Annotated in this window: 14 protein-coding genes; 5 read left to right on the top strand and 9 right to left on the bottom strand. The window is 71.2% G+C overall.

All coding sequences use genetic code 11. The features are described from left to right. Positions 1 to 5: 5 nt before the first annotated feature. From galT to K8Z49_RS16560, 7 genes are read right to left on the bottom strand one after another with little or no spacing between them, the layout of a single operon-like run. Positions 6 to 1,133, bottom strand: a complete 1,128-nt coding sequence (gene galT / locus K8Z49_RS16590; protein WP_412519561.1) for a galactose-1-phosphate uridylyltransferase — start codon at positions 1,131 to 1,133, stop codon at positions 6 to 8. Beyond that, the gene (locus tag K8Z49_RS16585) at positions 1,130 to 2,113 is read right to left on the bottom strand and encodes a formylglycine-generating enzyme family protein (protein ID WP_412519559.1); all 984 of its coding nucleotides are present in this window, start codon (positions 2,111 to 2,113) and stop codon (positions 1,130 to 1,132) included. Before K8Z49_RS16585 ends, galT begins: the two co-directional genes overlap by 4 nt. Then, the gene (locus K8Z49_RS16580; protein WP_021594144.1) at positions 2,110 to 3,615 is read right to left on the bottom strand and encodes a sulfatase-like hydrolase/transferase; all 1,506 of its coding nucleotides are present in this window, start codon (positions 3,613 to 3,615) and stop codon (positions 2,110 to 2,112) included. Before K8Z49_RS16580 ends, K8Z49_RS16585 begins: the two co-directional genes overlap by 4 nt. Beyond that, positions 3,612 to 4,607, bottom strand: coding sequence for an aliphatic sulfonate ABC transporter substrate-binding protein (locus tag K8Z49_RS16575; RefSeq protein ID WP_111829929.1), 996 nt, complete (start codon positions 4,605 to 4,607; stop codon positions 3,612 to 3,614). The genes K8Z49_RS16580 and K8Z49_RS16575 overlap by 4 nt, the downstream gene beginning before the upstream one ends. A gap of 15 nt (positions 4,608 to 4,622) precedes the next feature. Further along, the gene (locus tag K8Z49_RS16570; RefSeq protein ID WP_021594146.1) at positions 4,623 to 5,441 is read right to left on the bottom strand and encodes an ABC transporter ATP-binding protein; all 819 of its coding nucleotides are present in this window, start codon (positions 5,439 to 5,441) and stop codon (positions 4,623 to 4,625) included. Then, positions 5,438 to 6,277 (bottom strand): ABC transporter permease, encoded by an 840-nt coding sequence (locus K8Z49_RS16565; RefSeq protein WP_021594147.1) that lies wholly within the window; start codon positions 6,275 to 6,277, stop codon positions 5,438 to 5,440. Before K8Z49_RS16565 ends, K8Z49_RS16570 begins: the two co-directional genes overlap by 4 nt. Beyond that, entirely contained in the window at positions 6,261 to 7,505 is a 1,245-nt protein-coding gene (locus tag K8Z49_RS16560) for an ROK family transcriptional regulator (RefSeq protein WP_200871812.1), read from the bottom strand. Before K8Z49_RS16560 ends, K8Z49_RS16565 begins: the two co-directional genes overlap by 17 nt. Positions 7,506 to 7,732: 227 nt before the next feature. Between K8Z49_RS16560 and K8Z49_RS16555 the strand changes: the two genes are divergently transcribed. Further along, positions 7,733 to 9,082 (top strand): family 43 glycosylhydrolase, encoded by a 1,350-nt coding sequence (locus K8Z49_RS16555; protein ID WP_412519556.1) that lies wholly within the window; start codon positions 7,733 to 7,735, stop codon positions 9,080 to 9,082. Beyond that, entirely contained in the window at positions 9,075 to 10,292 is a 1,218-nt protein-coding gene (locus K8Z49_RS16550) for a hypothetical protein (RefSeq protein WP_220126501.1), read from the top strand. Before K8Z49_RS16555 ends, K8Z49_RS16550 begins: the two co-directional genes overlap by 8 nt. A gap of 52 nt (positions 10,293 to 10,344) precedes the next feature. On the opposite strand, the gene katG is transcribed toward K8Z49_RS16550, so the two are convergent. Further along, the gene (gene katG, locus K8Z49_RS16545; protein ID WP_111829925.1) at positions 10,345 to 12,564 is read right to left on the bottom strand and encodes a catalase/peroxidase HPI; all 2,220 of its coding nucleotides are present in this window, start codon (positions 12,562 to 12,564) and stop codon (positions 10,345 to 10,347) included. 236 nt (positions 12,565 to 12,800) lie between these two features. Continuing rightward, positions 12,801 to 13,244, bottom strand: coding sequence for a winged helix-turn-helix transcriptional regulator (locus K8Z49_RS16540; protein ID WP_412519553.1), 444 nt, complete (start codon positions 13,242 to 13,244; stop codon positions 12,801 to 12,803). Between the two features lie 160 nt (positions 13,245 to 13,404). Here K8Z49_RS16540 and K8Z49_RS16535 point away from each other — a divergent pair, with 160 nt between their 5' ends. From K8Z49_RS16535 to K8Z49_RS16525, 3 genes are read left to right on the top strand one after another with little or no spacing between them, the layout of a single operon-like run. Continuing rightward, entirely contained in the window at positions 13,405 to 14,316 is a 912-nt protein-coding gene (locus tag K8Z49_RS16535; protein WP_021594153.1) for a nitrilase family protein, read from the top strand. A 4-nt stretch (positions 14,317 to 14,320) separates the two neighbouring features. Beyond that, the gene (locus K8Z49_RS16530; protein ID WP_412519551.1) at positions 14,321 to 15,490 is read left to right on the top strand and encodes a hypothetical protein; all 1,170 of its coding nucleotides are present in this window, start codon (positions 14,321 to 14,323) and stop codon (positions 15,488 to 15,490) included. Further along, entirely contained in the window at positions 15,487 to 16,800 is a 1,314-nt protein-coding gene (locus tag K8Z49_RS16525) for an amidase (protein ID WP_412519549.1), read from the top strand. Before K8Z49_RS16530 ends, K8Z49_RS16525 begins: the two co-directional genes overlap by 4 nt. Positions 16,801 to 16,807: the final 7 nt, after the last annotated feature.

The raw sequence follows: 16,807 nt of genomic DNA, 5'->3' as shown, positions 1-16,807 counted from the left end.
CCGGCTCAGACCTCGCGCAGGCGGCGGGCCACCTGCTCGGGGAGGGTGTCGGTGACGAAGGCGCCCATGCCCGACTCGGAGCCGGCGAGGTACTTCAGCTTGTCCGCGGAGCGCCGGATCGAGAAGAGCTGAAGATGCAGGTAGGCGAGATCGTCGGGGTCGTCAACCGGCGCCTGGTGCCACGCCGAGATGTAGGGGAGGGGTTTGCCGTACAGCCGGTCGAGGCGCGCGAGCAGATCCAGATAGATCGTCGCCAGCGCGTCGCGTTCCGCGTCGTCCAGGTCGGGGATGGTCTTCACCCTGCGGCGGGGGTAGAGGTGGACCTCCAGCGGCCAGCGCGCCGCCGCCGGGACGAACGCCGCCCAGTGCTCGTTCTCGGCGACGACGCGGACGCCGGACCGGCGTTCGGCGTCGAGGACGTCGGTGTGCAGGTCGCCGCCGGTCCGCCGCCGATGGCGCGCCGCCGCCTGGAACATGCGCGCCGTGCGCGGGGTCGTGAACGGGTAGGCGTAGATCTGCCCGTGCGGATGGGACAGGGTCACGCCGATCTCCTCGCCGCGGCTCTCGAAGCAGAACACCTGCTCGACGCCCTTGACGCGGGACAGCGCCAGCGTGCGGTCCGCCCACACGTCGACCACCAGCCGCGCGTGGCTTGGCGAGAGGTCGGCGAACCTACGGGAGTGGTCGCTGGAGAAGCAGATCACCTCGCAGCGGCCGATGGCCGGGCGGACGTCAACCAGCGGATGGTCGCCCGCCGCGCCGTCCAGGGCCGTGCTGTCCAGGGCCGTGCCGTCGAGGACCTTGCCGTCCAGGACCGCGCCGGTCGACAGGCTCGGGAAGCGGTTCTCGAAGACCACGACGTCGTAGTCGTCAGCGGCGATCTCCGTGCGGCGCCCGTCCGCGGAAGGGCACAGCGGGCACTCGTCGGCCGGGGGGAGGAAGGTGCGGTCCTGCCGGTGCGACGCCATCATGACCCACTCTTCGAGCAGCGGGTCCCAGCGCATCTGCGCGGTCGTGCTCACCGGCGGCAGCGTCCGCGTGTCGGTCCACCTCCGCCGCGCGCCGGCGCCGAGGTCGAAGTAGATCAGCTCCCGCCCGTCGGCGAGCGTCGTGGCGGTCTTATGCGGCGTCATGCTTCCTCGTCACGGGTGGCGGCGACCGTGCGGAACCCGGCGTTCCCCATGGACGAGTCCGGTGTGTTCGAGGAGCGGGCGGCGTTGCGGTACCGGTTGCAGTAGGAGTCGTGGCAGAGATAGGAGCCGCCGCGCAGCACCCTCGTCGTGCCACGGCCGGGTCCCTGCGGGTCCTCGGTGGGCGAGGTCCGGTAGTAGGTGGGGTCGAACCAGTCAGAGCACCATTCCCAGACGTTGCCGACCGTCTGCCAGAGCCCGTAGCCGTTGGGCTCGAAGGAGCGCACCGGCGCGGTGGTCGTCCAGCCGTCCTCGGCGCTGTTGTGCACCGGGAACTCGCCCTGCCAGATGTTGGTGCGCCACACGCCGTCCGGCATCAGCTCGTCCCCCCAGGGGAACCGGGTGCCGGTGAGGCCGCCCCGGGAGGCGCACTCCCACTCGGCCTCGGTGGGCAGCCGGCGCCCGCTCCATGTGCAGTAGGCGACCGCGTCGCCCCAGCTCACGTGGACGACCGGGTGATCGTCCAGCCCGTCGAGGTCGCTGAACCGCCCGCCTGGACAACGCCAGGACGCGCCGCGGACGCCGAGCCACCAGGGCGTGCCGGCGGCCCGTCCCATCACGTCCTCGGCGGGAGCCGCGAGCGCCAGGTGGAACACGGCGGAGAAGCCGTGGGACTCCGCGTCGGTGACGTAGCCGGTGGCGTCGACGAACTCCGCGTAGGCGCTGTTGGTCACCGCTGTGGCGTCGATGGTGAACGACTCGACGCGCACCTCGTGCACCGGGACCTCACCGTCCGCCGGATCACCGTCACCGTGGTGGTCGCCCATGAGGAACCGGCCGCCCGGTACGGAGCACTGCTCGGCGGGCGGGGGCACGGGATCCGGCCCCGGAGCGATCGGCCGGTCCCCGCGAGGCCCGTCGTGCAGGAGGGTGGGGGCGCAGCACGGCGTCTCCTGGCGGGGTCGGCCGGCCGCGCCGGTCATCGCTCGGCCTTCTGGTAGGTGGCCTCGTCCAGGCCGCTCAGCGTGGGGTCGTACGCGACCTCGCCGACGTCGTACATGGACGTCATCCAGTGGTAGAAGTTGTCGCCTCGCTCGCGGAGCACCGTGTAGAGGCGGCGCATCATGGCCGCGCGGACGCCCCGCATCTCCGGCTGCTCGTAGCGGTTCAACAGCTCGTCCGGGTCCGTCTCCAGGTCGTAGAGCTCGTTGACCGAGTCGGGGTTCACCACCAGCTTGTACCGGTCCGTGCGGAGCATCCGCTGCGGATAGGGGAAGTGGTGCCCGTGGAACTCGCACACGATGTCGTCGTCCCATTCGGCCTCCTCACCGCCGAGCAAGGGCAGCAGGCTGCGCGAGTCGACGGCCGTCTTGGGGTCGAGGCCCGCGAGGTCGAGGATCGTCGCGGTGCAGTCGAGCAGGCTCACGAACTCGTCGCGGACCACGCCGCCGGGCCGGCCCGGCACCCGCAGCAGGCCCGGCGTGCGGTAGATGTCCTCGTACATCGCCGGCCCCTTGTCGTGCAGCCGGTGCGCGCCGGTGAACTCGCCGTGGTCGCAGGTGAAGAACACGGCGGTGTCGTCGGCGAGGCCGAGCCGCCGCATGGCGTCCATGACGCGGCCGATCTGCCGGTCGATGAGCGCGACGTATCCCCAGTAGACGGCGATCAGCTTGCGCGTGGTCTCGATCGGCATGGTGTCGAACGTCCAGTGGGCGCTGTAGTTCCTCTGGACCGGGGGCTTGCCCTGGAAGGTCTCCGCGACCGAGCGCGGCAGATCGATGCCGGACGGGTCGACGAGGTCGAAGTACTCGTCCGGCAGGATGTACGGCAGGTGGGGTCCGAAGAAGTGCAGGGCCAGGAAGAACGGCTTCTCCTGGTTCCGCACGTCGGCGGCGTACCGTTCGAGCGTCTCGATCGCCCGGGTGGCGAGGTAGTGCTCGAACGTCGCCTCCACGGGCTGGTGCAGCCGGGCGGCGAGCAGGTTCCCGGGGCCGCCGTTGGGCAGCGTGCCGCGGATCCGGTCGGAGATCTCGTACGGGGGCAGGTCGTGCTCGGCGAGGTAGGCCAGGTAGTCGGGATGGTCGACGGGGTTGTGCCAGCCGGGCAGGTCGGGCCCGTCGAAGCCGAAGTCGCGGGCGGTCTTCTCCGTGCCGACGTGCCACTTGCCGATCAGGCCGCAGTTGTAGCCCTTCTCCCGCAGCGCCTCCGAGAAGGTGAACTGCCCGTCGGCGAGGTCCTCGATGTAGCCGACGTTGCGCTCGTGGTTGGCGAGCAGCTTGTGCCGGAACGGCGCCTGCCCGGTGAGCAGGCTGGCCCGCGCCGGGGTGCAGATCGCGGTCGGCGTGTACCACCGGTCGAAGCGGGTGCCGCTCCTCGCCAGCTCGTCCAGGACGGGTGTCGCGGCCCCCGGGTTGCCGTACGCGCCGAGGGTGTCCGCCCGGTGCTGGTCCGTCATGAGGAAGAGGATGTTCGCCGGGTTCGTCACTTGGCGCCCGCCGTGAAGAGGTCGCCCGTGTAGTAGGTCTTCGGGTCGACGGACGACTTGAGCTTGCCCGCGCCGACGAAGTAGCCGTTCATCCCCGTGAGCCACTTGCCGATGGTGCCGTCCTTGGTCATCGTGTCGAGTTCCTCGACGGACAGGACCTTGACGTTGGCGGCGTCGGCCTTCACCTGGTCGACCGGAACCTTGAGCATCTTGGCGGTGAGCTCGATCGACTCGTCCATGTGGGCCGTCCGGTACTGCATGGCCTCGCGCAGTGCCGCGATCAGCTTGGTGGCCTTGTCCTTCTCGCCGGAGACGAACTTGTTGCCCGCGACGAACGCGGTCGGGAAGGCCATCTGCGACTCGAAGTCGGAGTTCTTGGCCAGCTCGGTCAGGCCGGGGACCCGCTTCTTGATCGTCGCGATCGCCGGGTACCAGAACCCCGCGGCGTCGATCTTCTTGGACGAGAAGGCGGACACGATGGTCGAGGCGTCCATGTTGACCACCTTGATGTCCTTCCTCGTGAGGCCCGCCTTCCTGAGCGCGAGGGTGAGGATCATGTCGCCGGACGTGCCCTCGGGCACCCCGACGGTCTTGCCCCGCAGCTGCGCCAGGGACGCGGTGCCGCTCTGCGCGATCACCCGGTCGGCGTTGCCGAGGGTGTTGAGCGCGATGATCTTCGCCTGGCCGGAGGCCGGCAGCCAGAACGCGCCGGGGCCGATGTACCCGACGTCGAGGTCGCCCGTGCCGAGCGCCTGGATCTGCAGCGGGCCGTTGGTGAACACCTTCGCCTTGACATCGAGGCCGTGCTTCTCCCAGATCTTCTGGTCGTCGGCGATGGCGAGCAGGCTGGTGCCGTTGTAGTCGGCGATGTAGCCGAAGTCGACCTCCGCCTTGTCTCCACCTCCGCCGGAGCCGGAGCCGCAGGCGGTGAGCGCCAGCACGGCGGCCACGCCGAAGGCGGTCGCGGCGGGGAATCTGCGTGACAGTGACATGTCCGTCCTTGAAGATCAGGCCGTTGTCGATGACGGCATGGGGTGCTTGGAGTCGGCGGCCGTGCGGCCGTCCTGGTGGTAGACGGAGTGCCAGACGCGGTTGCGCAGCGCGGCGAACTCCGCGCTGAGCCGGAACTCCTCGGATCGCGGGTAGGGGAGGTCGACCTCGACCACGTCGTAGACGCGGCCGGGGTCGGCGGCCATCACGATGACGCGGTTGGCGAGGAAGACCGCCTCGTCGACGTCATGGGTGATGAACAGGACGGTGCGCTGCTCCTTGCTCCAGGTGTCGAGCAGCTGCTCCTGGAGCTTCACCCGGGTGAGCGCGTCGAGCGCGCCGAACGGCTCGTCCATCAGGAGGATCGAGGGGTTCACGGCGTACGCGCGGGCGATCGCGCACCGCTGCCGCATCCCGCCGGACAGCATCTTGGGCAGCGCGTCGGCGAACTGCTCCAGCCCGACCATCTCGATGAAGCGCTGGGCCCGCTCGCGGCGCTCCGCCTTCGGCACGCGCGCCGTCTTCAGCCCGAACTCGATGTTCTTGCGGACGGTCAGCCAGGGGAACAGCGCGTACTGCTGGAAGATGACGCCGCGCTCGGGTCCGGGGCCGGAGACGGCCGAGCCGTCCACGAGGGCCTGCCCCTCCGTGGGCTCCTCCAAGCCGGCGAGGATGTTGAGCAGGGTGCTCTTGCCGCAGCCGGACGGGCCCACGACGGTGACGAACTCGTTGTCCGCGATGTCGAGCGAGACGCGGTCCAGCGCGGTGAAGGAGTCCCTGCCGAGCGCGAAGGTCTTGCTGACGCCCTGGACCGAGATCTTTGCCGGGGTGGTCATCGGCGCTCCTGCCATCCGGTGAGCTTGCGTTCGGCCAGCAGGAGCACCCGGTCCATGAGCAGGCCGAGGATCCCGATGGTGATGAGCCCGACGAAGATCGTGGGCAGGTCGTAGTAGAGCTGCGCGTTCTGCATCCGGAAGCCGAGGCCCTCCTGCGCGGCGATGAGCTCGGCGGCGACCAGCGTCGCCCACGCCGAGCCGAGCCCGACCCGCATGCCGACGAGGATGAACGGGGTCGAGGCCGGCACCACCACCCGCAGGAAGATCCCGGCGTCCCCGGTGCCGAGGACGCGGGCGGCGTTGATCAGGGTGCGGTCGACGTCCACCACGCCCTGGAACGTCGAGATGACGCAGACGAGGAACGCCGCCAGGAAGATGACGAAGATCTTCGGTGTCTCGCCGATGCCCATCAGCACGATGGCGAGCGGGATGATGGCCAGCGGCGGGATGGTGCGGAAGAACTGCACCCAGGGTTCGACGAGGCCGCGGACGAAGCCGTACCACCCCATGAGGAATCCCACCGGGATCGCCAGGGCCGTCCCGAGGGCGAAACCGGCGAGGACCCGGCCCAGGCTGGCGAGGACGTCCTTCTGGAGCGTTCCGTCCGAGAGGAGCGTGCCCGCCTGCGACACCACCTCGCTCGGCGTCGGGAGGGTGAAGCCCGCCGCGGCGAGCCCCCACCACAGGGCGATGCCGAACCCGACGGACACCCCGTTCAGCAGCAGGGAGACCCCTCTTCGTCGCGGCCCCGTCCTCGCGCCGGTGCGGCCGCGGCCGCCCGCGGCGTTCGCACCGCCCCGGCTCGTCCGGGCGCTCTGGTCACTGAGCACGGCCATGGCCCACTCCTCTGTTCGCTGTCTTCCGTGCGCGCTCGATCGGCCCGGAACCGGCGGGGCCCGCCTCGGCGGCCTCCGGATAGGCCGCCAGCAGCGGCGAGCTGTGAAATAGCGCGGCGAGCGCGCCGAGCGCGCCGTCGTCGTCGGAGAGCCCGGCCCGCCGCACGACCGGCCGGGGGGCGCCGGGGAAATGCCCGGCCGCGACGGTGGCCGCGGCCTGCTCGAGCAGCGCGGGCGCCACGCGGGTGATCTCCCCGCCGATGACGACGTCCGCGGGGTTGAGGATCAGGGACGCCTCGCCCAGCACCCGGCCGACGGCGGTCCCGGCGGCGCGCAGCACCCGGTCGGCGACCGGGTCGCCCCGCTCGACCGCGGCGGCCAGGCCGCCGAGGTCCTCGACCGGGAGGCCCTGCTCCCGGCAGGTCCGCAGGATGGCGGGGACGGACGCGAGGGTCTCGACGCAGCCCCGCTTGCCGCAGCGGCAGTCCAGCCCGTCCGGGTCGGCCGTGATGTGCCCCAGCTCGCCGGCCAGCCCCGACGAACCGGTGACCAGCCGCCCGCCGACCACCAGCCCTCCGCCGACGCCGTCGGAGATCCGCAGGTAGAGAAGGTCGTCGACGGACCCGTGGCCGAAGACGACCTCCGCGAGCGCGGCCAGCCGGGTGTTGTTGTCCACGATGACCGGTGCCCCGAACCGTTTGGCGAACGCCGCCTGCGCCGCCGCCTCGGGGGCGCCCGCGGCGGCCGGCTCGTGCGGCGCCGCCACGAGCACCCCCGGGCTCGGGCGGTACGGCCCGGGAACCCCGATGCCGACGCCCTGCAGCGCCCCGTAGTGCACCCCGGACTCGGCGCTGAGGCGGTCGATGAGCTGGAACGCCAGGTCGAGCCGGACCGGCCACGGGGCGTCGTCGTACCGGTGCGACCCGGACACGACGATCTCGTGGGAGGCGTCCGCGACCGCCAGGTGCACCCGCCGGTGGCCGAAGTCGACGCCCATGAACTGCCCGGAGGCGGGGTCCAGGGCGAGCCGCTCGGCCGGCCGGCCGCTGCCCTCCCGCTTGGCCGCGTCGGTGTCGACCACCACGATGGCGCCGCGCTGCAGCAGGCTGCCGGTGATCTCGGAGAGGGTGGTGCGGGACAGCCCGACGGCGAGGGCGATCTGCCCGCGGCTCATCGCGCCGTGCTCGCGCAGGACGCGCAGGACGCGCTCCTCGTGAGTGCGTCTCACCAGCGCATGCACTCCGGCCGACGTCGTCATGCGGCAACGCTGACAGCGGGCAATTTTTCCGTCAACACTCCGACAGAAAGATCCTGCGTCTCCGAACCGGCGCCGGAACCGGCCATGTCACGCGTCCAATGACCTTTCTGTCGCCTGTTCACCGACGGAATGAGTCTCTATAACGTCTCCTCCCAGCCGGGCCACTGGGGTCCTGCGCGACGAACGAGGAGTGAGTGATGACCAGCTCCGAACACGGTTTGCACCTCGGCAGGCGGTCCCTGCTGATCGGTGCCGCCGGCTCCCTCGCGGCGGCGGCACTGCCCGCGACCGCCGCCGCCGTACAGGCGTCCCCCGCGGAGTCCGTGTCCAAGCGGCGGTACCCGCCGAACTGGCCCGACCCCGAGCCCTACGGCCTCGCCGACACCCGGCAGGACCTGTGGCCACGCCGCGACAACTCCTTCGTCCTGCCGCTTGAGCTGCGCCCCCGGGACAGAGAGCGCGGCGTGGTCTGGATGCGCGACACCTACGTCAACTGCTTCGTCGTCAAGGGACGTCCCCTCTACGTCGCCACCGGGACCTCGCGCGTTCCCGGACTCGACCGGGCCGCCCCGTGGAACGACGGCATCTTCGTGTGGGTGTCACGCTCGCTGCGAGGGCCGTGGCGGCTGGTCGACACGACCAGGGTCCGGCCGGGCGCCGAGAAGGGGAAGGTGTGGTCGCCCGAGTTCGTCGGCGAGAACCGGCCCGGACGCATGGTCGTCGCACCGTGGCAGGAGTACTGGTACGACGACAGGTTCGGGAAGCGCGGCGAGGTCTGGGCGCCCGAGCTGCACTACTTCCGCGGAAGGTGGTACATCGTCGCGTGCATGGGCGACCACTCCCGCAAGGTCGGCTCGTTCATGCTGGTGAGCGAGGGCGGGATCGAAGGCCCGTACCGTCTCGTCGAGGGGAACCACGACAAGCCGTTCGGCGACTCGTTCATCGGCGGACCGAACTTCATCGAGCCCGGCGCCTACCACCACATCGACGGCGGCCTTTACGCCGAGAACGGCGATGCGTGGCTCGTCCTGCACAACGACCTCTACGCGAAGTTCCGCGACGACATGGAGGACATCGTCCCGACGACCGACCTCCCGAGGTTCCGGCAGACGCCCTACTCGCCCGAGCCGTACCTCGAAGGCGCCTACGTCTTCAAATTCCAGGGCAGGTACTACCTCCTGCACGCCGCGTGGGACCGGAGGTCGGCCAATCCCGACGGCGGCACCCGCTACGCGTACGACCCGCCCGGCCCCGGCCGCACGCAGTACCAGTACGACGTGATCGTCGCCGTCTCGGACGCCTTCGAGGGCCCCTACTCGGAGCGGTGGACCGCGGGCGTCGGCGCCGGGCACAACAACTTCTTCACCGACGCCGCCGGCCGGCCCTGGTCGACGTTCTTCCGCAACCCGAACGCCGGCTACTGGGCCGACCCGTCGCGCGTCGCCGACGCGGCCGTGCCCGGGGTCGCCCGGCTGGAATGGACCGGCCCCGAGGGCAAGCGCCTGTACGTCCAGCGCCGCGACCAGGGCCGTGCGATCGATGGGTGACGATCGCTCGCGGCCTCGGAGCCGACGCGTCCCGCGTCACCGCCTCGTCACCCGGATCCTCACCATCGCCGGCGTCCTCGCCGCCCTGACCGCCTGCTCGCTCGGCTCATCCGCGGCCGGTGACGCGGGCGGCGGGGTCGAGCCGCTCCCCGCGCTCGGCGCGCTCGGCGCCAACTACAACGAGAACCTCGACCAGCTGAACTACCGGGAGCTGCGCGAGGCGCGCGCCGGCTGGGTTCGCGGCTTCTATGCCCTGCCCGAGGCGGACGAGGTACCGCCGGCGCGGAGCGACGCCATCCGGGTGATCCGCGGTGCTCACGACCGGGGGTTCCGCACCCTGCTCAGCCTGAAGTTCCCCATGTCGGGGACCCCGTTCCCCCAGCCCGGCGGTTCGGAGATGGCAGCCGAGCTCAAGCGGCTGGACAGCGTGCTGCCGCTCGTGCTCGGGACGGTCGACGTGATCACCATCGGCAACGAGCCGTTCATCGAGAGCCTGCCGGCCCAGCGCGACGAGCGGCTCAACCGGTTCTACGAGACCGTGGCGCGCCATGTCATCGAGACCCGGGCCGAACTCTGCGGCGCGGACTGCCCCACCCACCTGTTCATGGGGGCGCTGAACCGGCTGGACCTCCCTCAGAACCGGACCCCGGCCGTCGAGCGGTACCTCGCCTTCGCGCGCGGGACGCCCGAGATCGAGGGCGTCGACCTTCATCCGCACGTTCCCGACGAGGCGCGGATCCAGGACTTCCTGGACTACACCCTGCCGCGGCTTCGCCCTGGCCAGACCTTCCTGGTCACCGAGTTCTCACTGGTCTGGTACTGGCAGAAGCACATGACCGACCGGATACCGGCCGCCTTCGCCCGTCGCTACGGCTACGCCTCCGGCACCCAGGTCTGGCAGGTCATCGGCGAAGCGATCGAACGTCCCTTCCCTGCGCGCAAGTGGAACGAACTTCTCTCCCAGAGCCCCTGGTTCGAGTCCAAGAAACACATGCTGCGGGACGAGATGGCGCGGTTCCGGAGTACCGGCCGGCTGGCCGTGGCGACATACGGCTTCCGCCAGATTCCCTCCATGACGGCCGGCTGGAGCGCGACCAAGCCGCCCTGGCTGCTCAACAGCGTGTTCGCCACGCTGACGGTGCGGCACCGCGGCCAGGCCATGTCGACGCCGGGCTACGGCTGGATCGGCGATTTCCGCCGCCTGCAGTGACCGCGGCCGTCCGCCTGTCGACGACCCGGTGACCTGACGGCCCCGGGACGGGTCAGGCGAGGTCGTAGCGGTCGAGGTTCATGATCTTGTCCCACGCGGCGACGAAGTCGCGGACGAACTCCTGCTCGGCGTCGTCGCTGGCGTAGACCTCCGCGACCGCGCGCAGCTCGGCGTTCGCCCCGAAGACGAGGTCGGCGCGGCTGGCGGTCCACCGGACGGCGCCGGAGGCGTCGCGGCCCTCGAAGACCTCGGCGTTCTCGGACGTCTGCTTCCACACCGTGCCCATGTCGAGCAGGTTCACGAAGAAGTCGTTGGTCAGCGTCCCGGGGGCGTCGGTGAAGACGCCCAGGGACGATCCCTTGTGGTTCGCGCCGAGGACGCGCAGGCCGCCGAGAAGGACCGTCATCTCTGGCACGCTCAGGGTGAGCAGGTTCGCCCGGTCGACGAGGAGGAACTCGCCCGGCAGCATGTTGCCCTTCGTGAGGTAGTTGCGGAACCCGTCGTGCGTCGGCTCCATCACCTCGAACGACTCCACGTCGGTCTGCTCCTGCGACGCGTCGGTGCGTCCCGGCGTGAAGGGCACCTCGACGTCGTGGCCCGCGTCCCTGGCGGCCTTCTCGACCGCGGCGCAGCCGCCGAGGACGATGAGGTCGGCCAGGGAGATCCGCTTGCCGCCGGTCTGCTCGGCGTTGAACTCCTCCTGGACCCGCTCCAGGGTGCGCAGCACGGTGGCCAGCGCGTCGGGGTCGTTGACCTCCCAGCTCCGCTGCGGCTCCAGCCGGATGCGGGCGCCGTTGGCGCCGCCGCGCTTGTCGGTGCCGCGGAACGACGCGGCCGACGCCCACGCGGTGGTGACGAGCTGCGCGACCGACAGGCCCGAGCCGAGGAGCCGCTCCTTGAGGGCGGCGACGTCCTGGGCGTCGACGAGCTCGTGGTCCACCGGCGGGACCGGGTCCTGCCAGACCAGCGTCTCGGACGGGACCTCCGGGCCGAGGTAGCGCTGGATCGGGCCCATGTCGCGGTGGGTCAGCTTGAACCACGCGCGCGCGAAGGCGTCCGCGAACTCCTCCGGGTTGTCCTTGTAGCGGCGCGAGATCGGCTCGTAGATCGGGTCGAAGCGCAGCGACAGGTCGGTCGTCAGCATCATCGGCTGGCGCGTCAGCGACCCGTCCTCGGGGTCGGGGACGGTGCCGGCCCCGCCGCCGTCCTTCGGCCGCCACTGGTGGAGCCCGGCGGGGCTCTCGGTCAGCTCCCACTCGTATCCGAAGAGGATCTCGAAGAAGCTGTTGTCCCAGGTGGTCGGGGTGGGCGTCCAGGTGACCTCCAGGCCGCTGGTGTAGGAGTCGCGGCCCTTGCCGGTGCCGTGGGTGCTCTTCCAGCCGAGGCCCTGGTCCTCCAGCGGGGCGCCCTCGGGCTCGGGGCCGATGCTGTCGGCCGGGGCCGCGCCGTGGGTCTTGCCGAAGGTGTGGCCGCCCGCGATCAGGGCGACGGTCTCCTCGTCGTTCATCGCCATCCGGCGGAACGTCTCGCGGATGTCGCGGGCCGCCGCGATCGGGTCGGGGTTGCCGTTCGGGCCCTCCGGGTTGACGTAGATCAGGCCCATCTGCACCGCGGCCAGCGGTTTCTCCAGCTCCCGGTCTCCGCTGTAGCGCTCGTCGTCGAGCCAGGCGGTCTCCGGGCCCCAGAAGACGTCCTCCTCGGCCTGCCAGGCGTCCTGGCGGCCGCCGGCGAAGCCGAACGTCGTGAAGCCCATGGACTCCAGCGCGACGTTGCCGGCGAGGATCATCAGGTCGGCCCAGGAGATCTTCCGGCCGTACTTCTGCTTGACCGGCCACAGCACGCGGCGGGCCTTGTCGAGGCTCGCGTTGTCGGGCCAGCTGTTGAGCGGCGCGAAGCGCTGCTGGCCCGCGCCGGCGCCGCCGCGGCCGTCGCTGACGCGGTAGGTGCCCGCGCTGTGCCACGCCATCCGGATGATCAGCGGTCCGTAGTGCCCGAAGTCGGCCGGCCACCAGTCCTGCGAATCGGTGAGCACGTGCGCGATGTCCCGCTTCACGGCGGGGAGGTCGAGGCTGTTGAACGCCTCGGCGTAGTCGAAGTCCGCGCCGAGGGGGTTGGCCATGGGAGGGTTCTTCGCGAGGAGCCGCAGGTTGAGCTGGTCCGGCCACCAGCCGCGGTTGCCGCCGCCCTGCGTCGGGTGCGGGGCGCGGCTGTGCACGACCGGGCAGGCGCCTTCGCCTTCGGCGGGGGTGGCGGCTTCGTTCTTCTCGGACATGTGTTCCCTCCAGGGAGCGCGGGTGAATCAGGTGTCCAGATGGTTGGAACAGGCCGGGCATCTGCCTCCAGATGACTCGGCTTCCCCGATTCGCGGCTTGTTACGCGCCACCGGAACGGACGGCCGGACGTGCCGTACCGGCCCCGCCGCCGTCGGGCGGCCACCCGTCCACACTGACCCGCTGAGTTGAATGAGTCAAGTCTGCGAAATGATCAGCTCTGTGGCCGCCGCCGGGCTCACGACCCCGTTCCGACCTTGCGGACGAAGGTGTCGGTGGAGGTCAGGACGCGGCCGGCGGCGTCCCTGACCTCCAGTTTCCGGAGGGGGCTCTCGGTCTTGGCGTCGAGCATGACCGAGTGCTGCTCGGCGTCCTCGAAGAGGTGGCCCTCGCCCCACTGGCGCAGGCTGACGAGGATGACGAAGAGGTCCCGGCCCTTCTCGGTCAGCGCGTACTCGTGATACGCGCTCCCGTCGGTGGCCGGGACGATCTCCAGGATGCCGTGCGCGACGAGTTCGCGCAGGCGCGACGACAGGATGTTCTTGGCCAGGCCGAGGTTCCTCTGGAACTCGCTGAACCTGGTGATGCCGTCGAACGCGTCCCGGACGATGAGCAGGGACCATCGGTCCCCGATGACGTCGACGGCCCGCGCGACCGGGCACTCCGCTCGCTCGTGCGTCACGCGCCGCGGCATCGGCGTCCCTCCAGGTGATGCGACGGGTCGGCCCCGACCGGATCGACCCTGACCAAGTGGTTGCAAGTATAAACCACACCCTCTATGCTCGCGGCCAAGCTGGTTTCAACTTGAAACCAGAGACGCGTGCAGTGGAGGAGGCCACGTCATGACGGCACAGGCACGGGAGAACGGCGATCCGAGGGTGAGCCCGGCGCGGGTCGCGGTCGTGCAGTTCGAACCGCGGGTCGGGGTCGAGAACCTCAAGGCCAACGCCCTGGCGGTCGAGCGGCGGCTGACGGCGGCGGCGGACGGGGGAGCCGACCTGATCGTGCTCCCCGAACTCGCGACCACCGGGTACGTCTTCGAGAGCCGAGAGGAGGCCTACGCCCACGCCGAAGCGGTGCCGGACGGGCCCACCGTGGAGATGTTCGCGCGGATCGCCGCCGCGCGGAACGTGTACATCGTCGGCTGCGTGGCCGAGCAAGACGGCGTGAAGCTCTACGACACCGCCGTGCTGGTCGGCCCGGAGGGCTACATCGGCCGGTACCGCAAGACCCACCTGTGGAACACCGAGAAGCTGTGGTTCACCCCGGGCGACGAGGGCTTCTCGGTCTTCGACACCCGGATCGGACGGATCGGGCTGCTCGTCTGCTGGGACATCTGGTTCCCGGAGACGGCGCGGATCGTCGCCCAGATGGGCGCGGACATCATCTGCATTCCCACGGGCTGGGTGTGGACGCCGCCGCCCCTGTACGACGCGAGCGGCGTGTGCATGGCGGCCTACCTGACCATCACGGCCGCGCACGCCAACAACGTGTTCATCGCCACCGCGGACCGGATCGGTGAGGAGCGCGGTGCGGGGTTCATGGGCAACTCGCTCATCGCCGGAACGAACGGGTGGCCGATCGACCGGATCGCAGGTCCGGACGAGGACACCATCATCTACGCCGACGTCGACCTGACGTCCGCGCGGACGGCCCCGATCTGGAACCAGCTGAACGACCTCCACCGGGACCGCCGCACCGACCTGTACGACCAGATGCTCGGCTACCGCGACCGCGCCCCGCTGCCGAGGTGACGTGATGGCGACCGTCCGCGGGAAGGCCGACGCCGCCGTCCCGCGAAGGACCGCCCACCTGGGCGCCGGGCTGGCCGGCGTCCTGCTGGCGGTGCTCGCCGGCTGGACGTTCACCCGGGCCGCGAGCCGCCAGGACTGGAGCGCCGACTACACCGACGCCGGCCGGCTCGCGTCATGGCTGGTCGGATCCATCAGCGAGCCGCAGTTCTACGCGGTCGCCCCGGCGGGCGCGCTGCTGCTCGCCGGGGGCCTGGCGGGCCATGTCGCCCACCGGCGATCGTGGCGGTGGCAGGGGTTCGTCCAGGCCTGCGGGACGGGCCTGTGGCCGTGGGCCGCCGGGAGCGCGCTCGCCGGCCTGCTGCTGGGCAACCTCGCCTGGGGATGGACCCTCGCGCCCGGTGGCTGGCAGCCCCTGTTCGTGCCGCTGGTCTCCGTCGCACCGGCGATCGTCGTCCTCTACGGGCCCGGATGGAGGATCGCCCTGCCGGCCACCGTCCTCGGAGCCCTGCTGACTCCGCCGATCGCGATCCTCACCGTCGGGCACGTCACGGGCCCGCTCGACCTGCCGCCCGTGGTCGGCGCGACCACGGGGATGTGGGGCGGCGCGATCATCGCGTTCTGGCTCTGCGATCGCCTCCCGTGGATGCCGGCACCCGGAGCCTGGCGGACGCACCCCGATCCCGCGCCGAGCCGCGGGCACGTGTTCCTGTGGGTGCCCCGCCGGGCGTTGGCCGACTTCTCCGAGGCGCAGTTCTTCGGCAACGAATGGGCGAGCGCTGCGCTGATCCTCGGAGCCGTCCTGTCCCATCTGCTCGATCCGTCCAGCACCGCGTACGGATCCGGCCTGTTCCCGGAGGTCCTCGCCGGCCAGGTCCTCACCGCGGTCGCGGGCGTGGTGATCTGGCGCGGGCGCTGGGAGGCGCGCGGCTTCTACCCGACCTTCGTGCCGGTCGTCTCCGTCGCGCCCGCCACCGTGCTCGCCTTCGGAGGGACGTGGCAGTCCGTCGTGCTGGGCGCGCTGGCCGGCGCGCTGGTCGCCCCGCCCGCGGCGGCGGCGATCTCGGCTCGCCTGCCGGCGGGCTTCCATCCGTTCATCGGCAACGTCGCCTCCATGACCATCTCCACGGCGCTGATCGTCGCCGTGTTCCGCCTCATCCCTGGAATCGCCTCATGACCATCGCAGAATCCGCCCGCGCCCTCCGCCGGCGGGAGACCTCCGCCCGGGAGCTGACCGAGACGGCGTTGCGCCGCGCGCGCGAGCTCGATCCCACGCTGAACGCGTTCGTCCTCATCGACGAGGAGGGGGCCCGCGCGGCGGCGCGCGAGGCCGACGAGCAACTCGCCGCGGGCGCCGACCGTGGACCGCTGCACGGCATTCCGGTGGCGGTGAAGGACCTCATCGACATGGCCGGCCTGCCGACCACCTGCGGATCGGCCACCGCGTTCGGCGGCCTAGCCGGCAAGGACGCCGAGTCCGTGCGGCGGCTGCGCGACGCCGGAGCCGTCATCATAGGAAAGACGACCCTGCACGAGTTCGCGTACGGCGCGACCGGCGACCGGTCCGCCCACGGCGCCTCGCGCAACCCGGAGGACCCCGGCCGGATGTCCGGCGGCAGCAGCGGTGGCAGCGCCGTCGCGGTCGCCGCCGGCATGGTGCCGCTGACCCTGGGCACCGACACGGCCGGGTCGATCCGGGTGCCCGCCGCGCTGTGCGGCGTCGTCGGCTTCAAGCCCGCCTACGACGCCGTTTCGAGCGAGGGCGTGTACCCGCTGGCTCCGTCCCTCGACCACGTCGGGGTCTTCGCTGCCACGTCCGAAGACGCGCTGATCGGCCACCAGACGCTGGCCGACCGGCCCGTGCTCCCGGCCGCCGCCCTTGACCGCGTCTCCGTCGGCTGGATCCCACCCGAGTCCATCGCCGTGACGGACCGGCGGATCGAGGAGCTGACGCGACGGTTCGTGAGCCGGGCCTTCGACGTCGACGTCGTCGAGGGCTTCGCCAAGTGGGACCTGTTCGACGTCCTCTCCACCCTCCAGGGCAGGGAGGCGTTCCAGGTGCACGAGCACCACCTGGCGGCGGACGATGACCTCATCGATCCCGAGGTGCGCGCGCGACTCCACCGGGGACGCGAGATATCCGATCACCTCTACGCCGAGGCCGACGAGGTCCGCCGGGAGCTCCGGGCCGTGGTCGGCGAACTGCTGTCGACGTTCGACCTGCTGGCCCTGCCGACCGTGCCGATCGTGGCGCCGCCTCTCGACGCGCGCAGCGTCACCGTCGACGGCACCGGCCTGGAAGTCCGCGCGGCACTGCTCTCGCTGACCAGCCCGTGGAACCTGACGGGTTCGCCGGCGATCAGCGTCCCCGCGGGCCGGCTGGACGGGCTGCCGATCGCCGTGCAGCTCGTCACGTCACCGGGCAGCGAAGGGCTGCTGTTCGCCGCGGCCCAGGCGCTCGAAGATTCGCGGCACTCGGCCGTCTGACCCGAAG

Source organism: Actinomadura madurae (genome assembly GCF_047130825.1).
Taxonomy (GTDB): domain Bacteria; phylum Actinomycetota; class Actinomycetes; order Streptosporangiales; family Streptosporangiaceae; genus Spirillospora; species Spirillospora madurae.
This window is presented reverse-complemented; position numbering and strand designations above follow the sequence as displayed.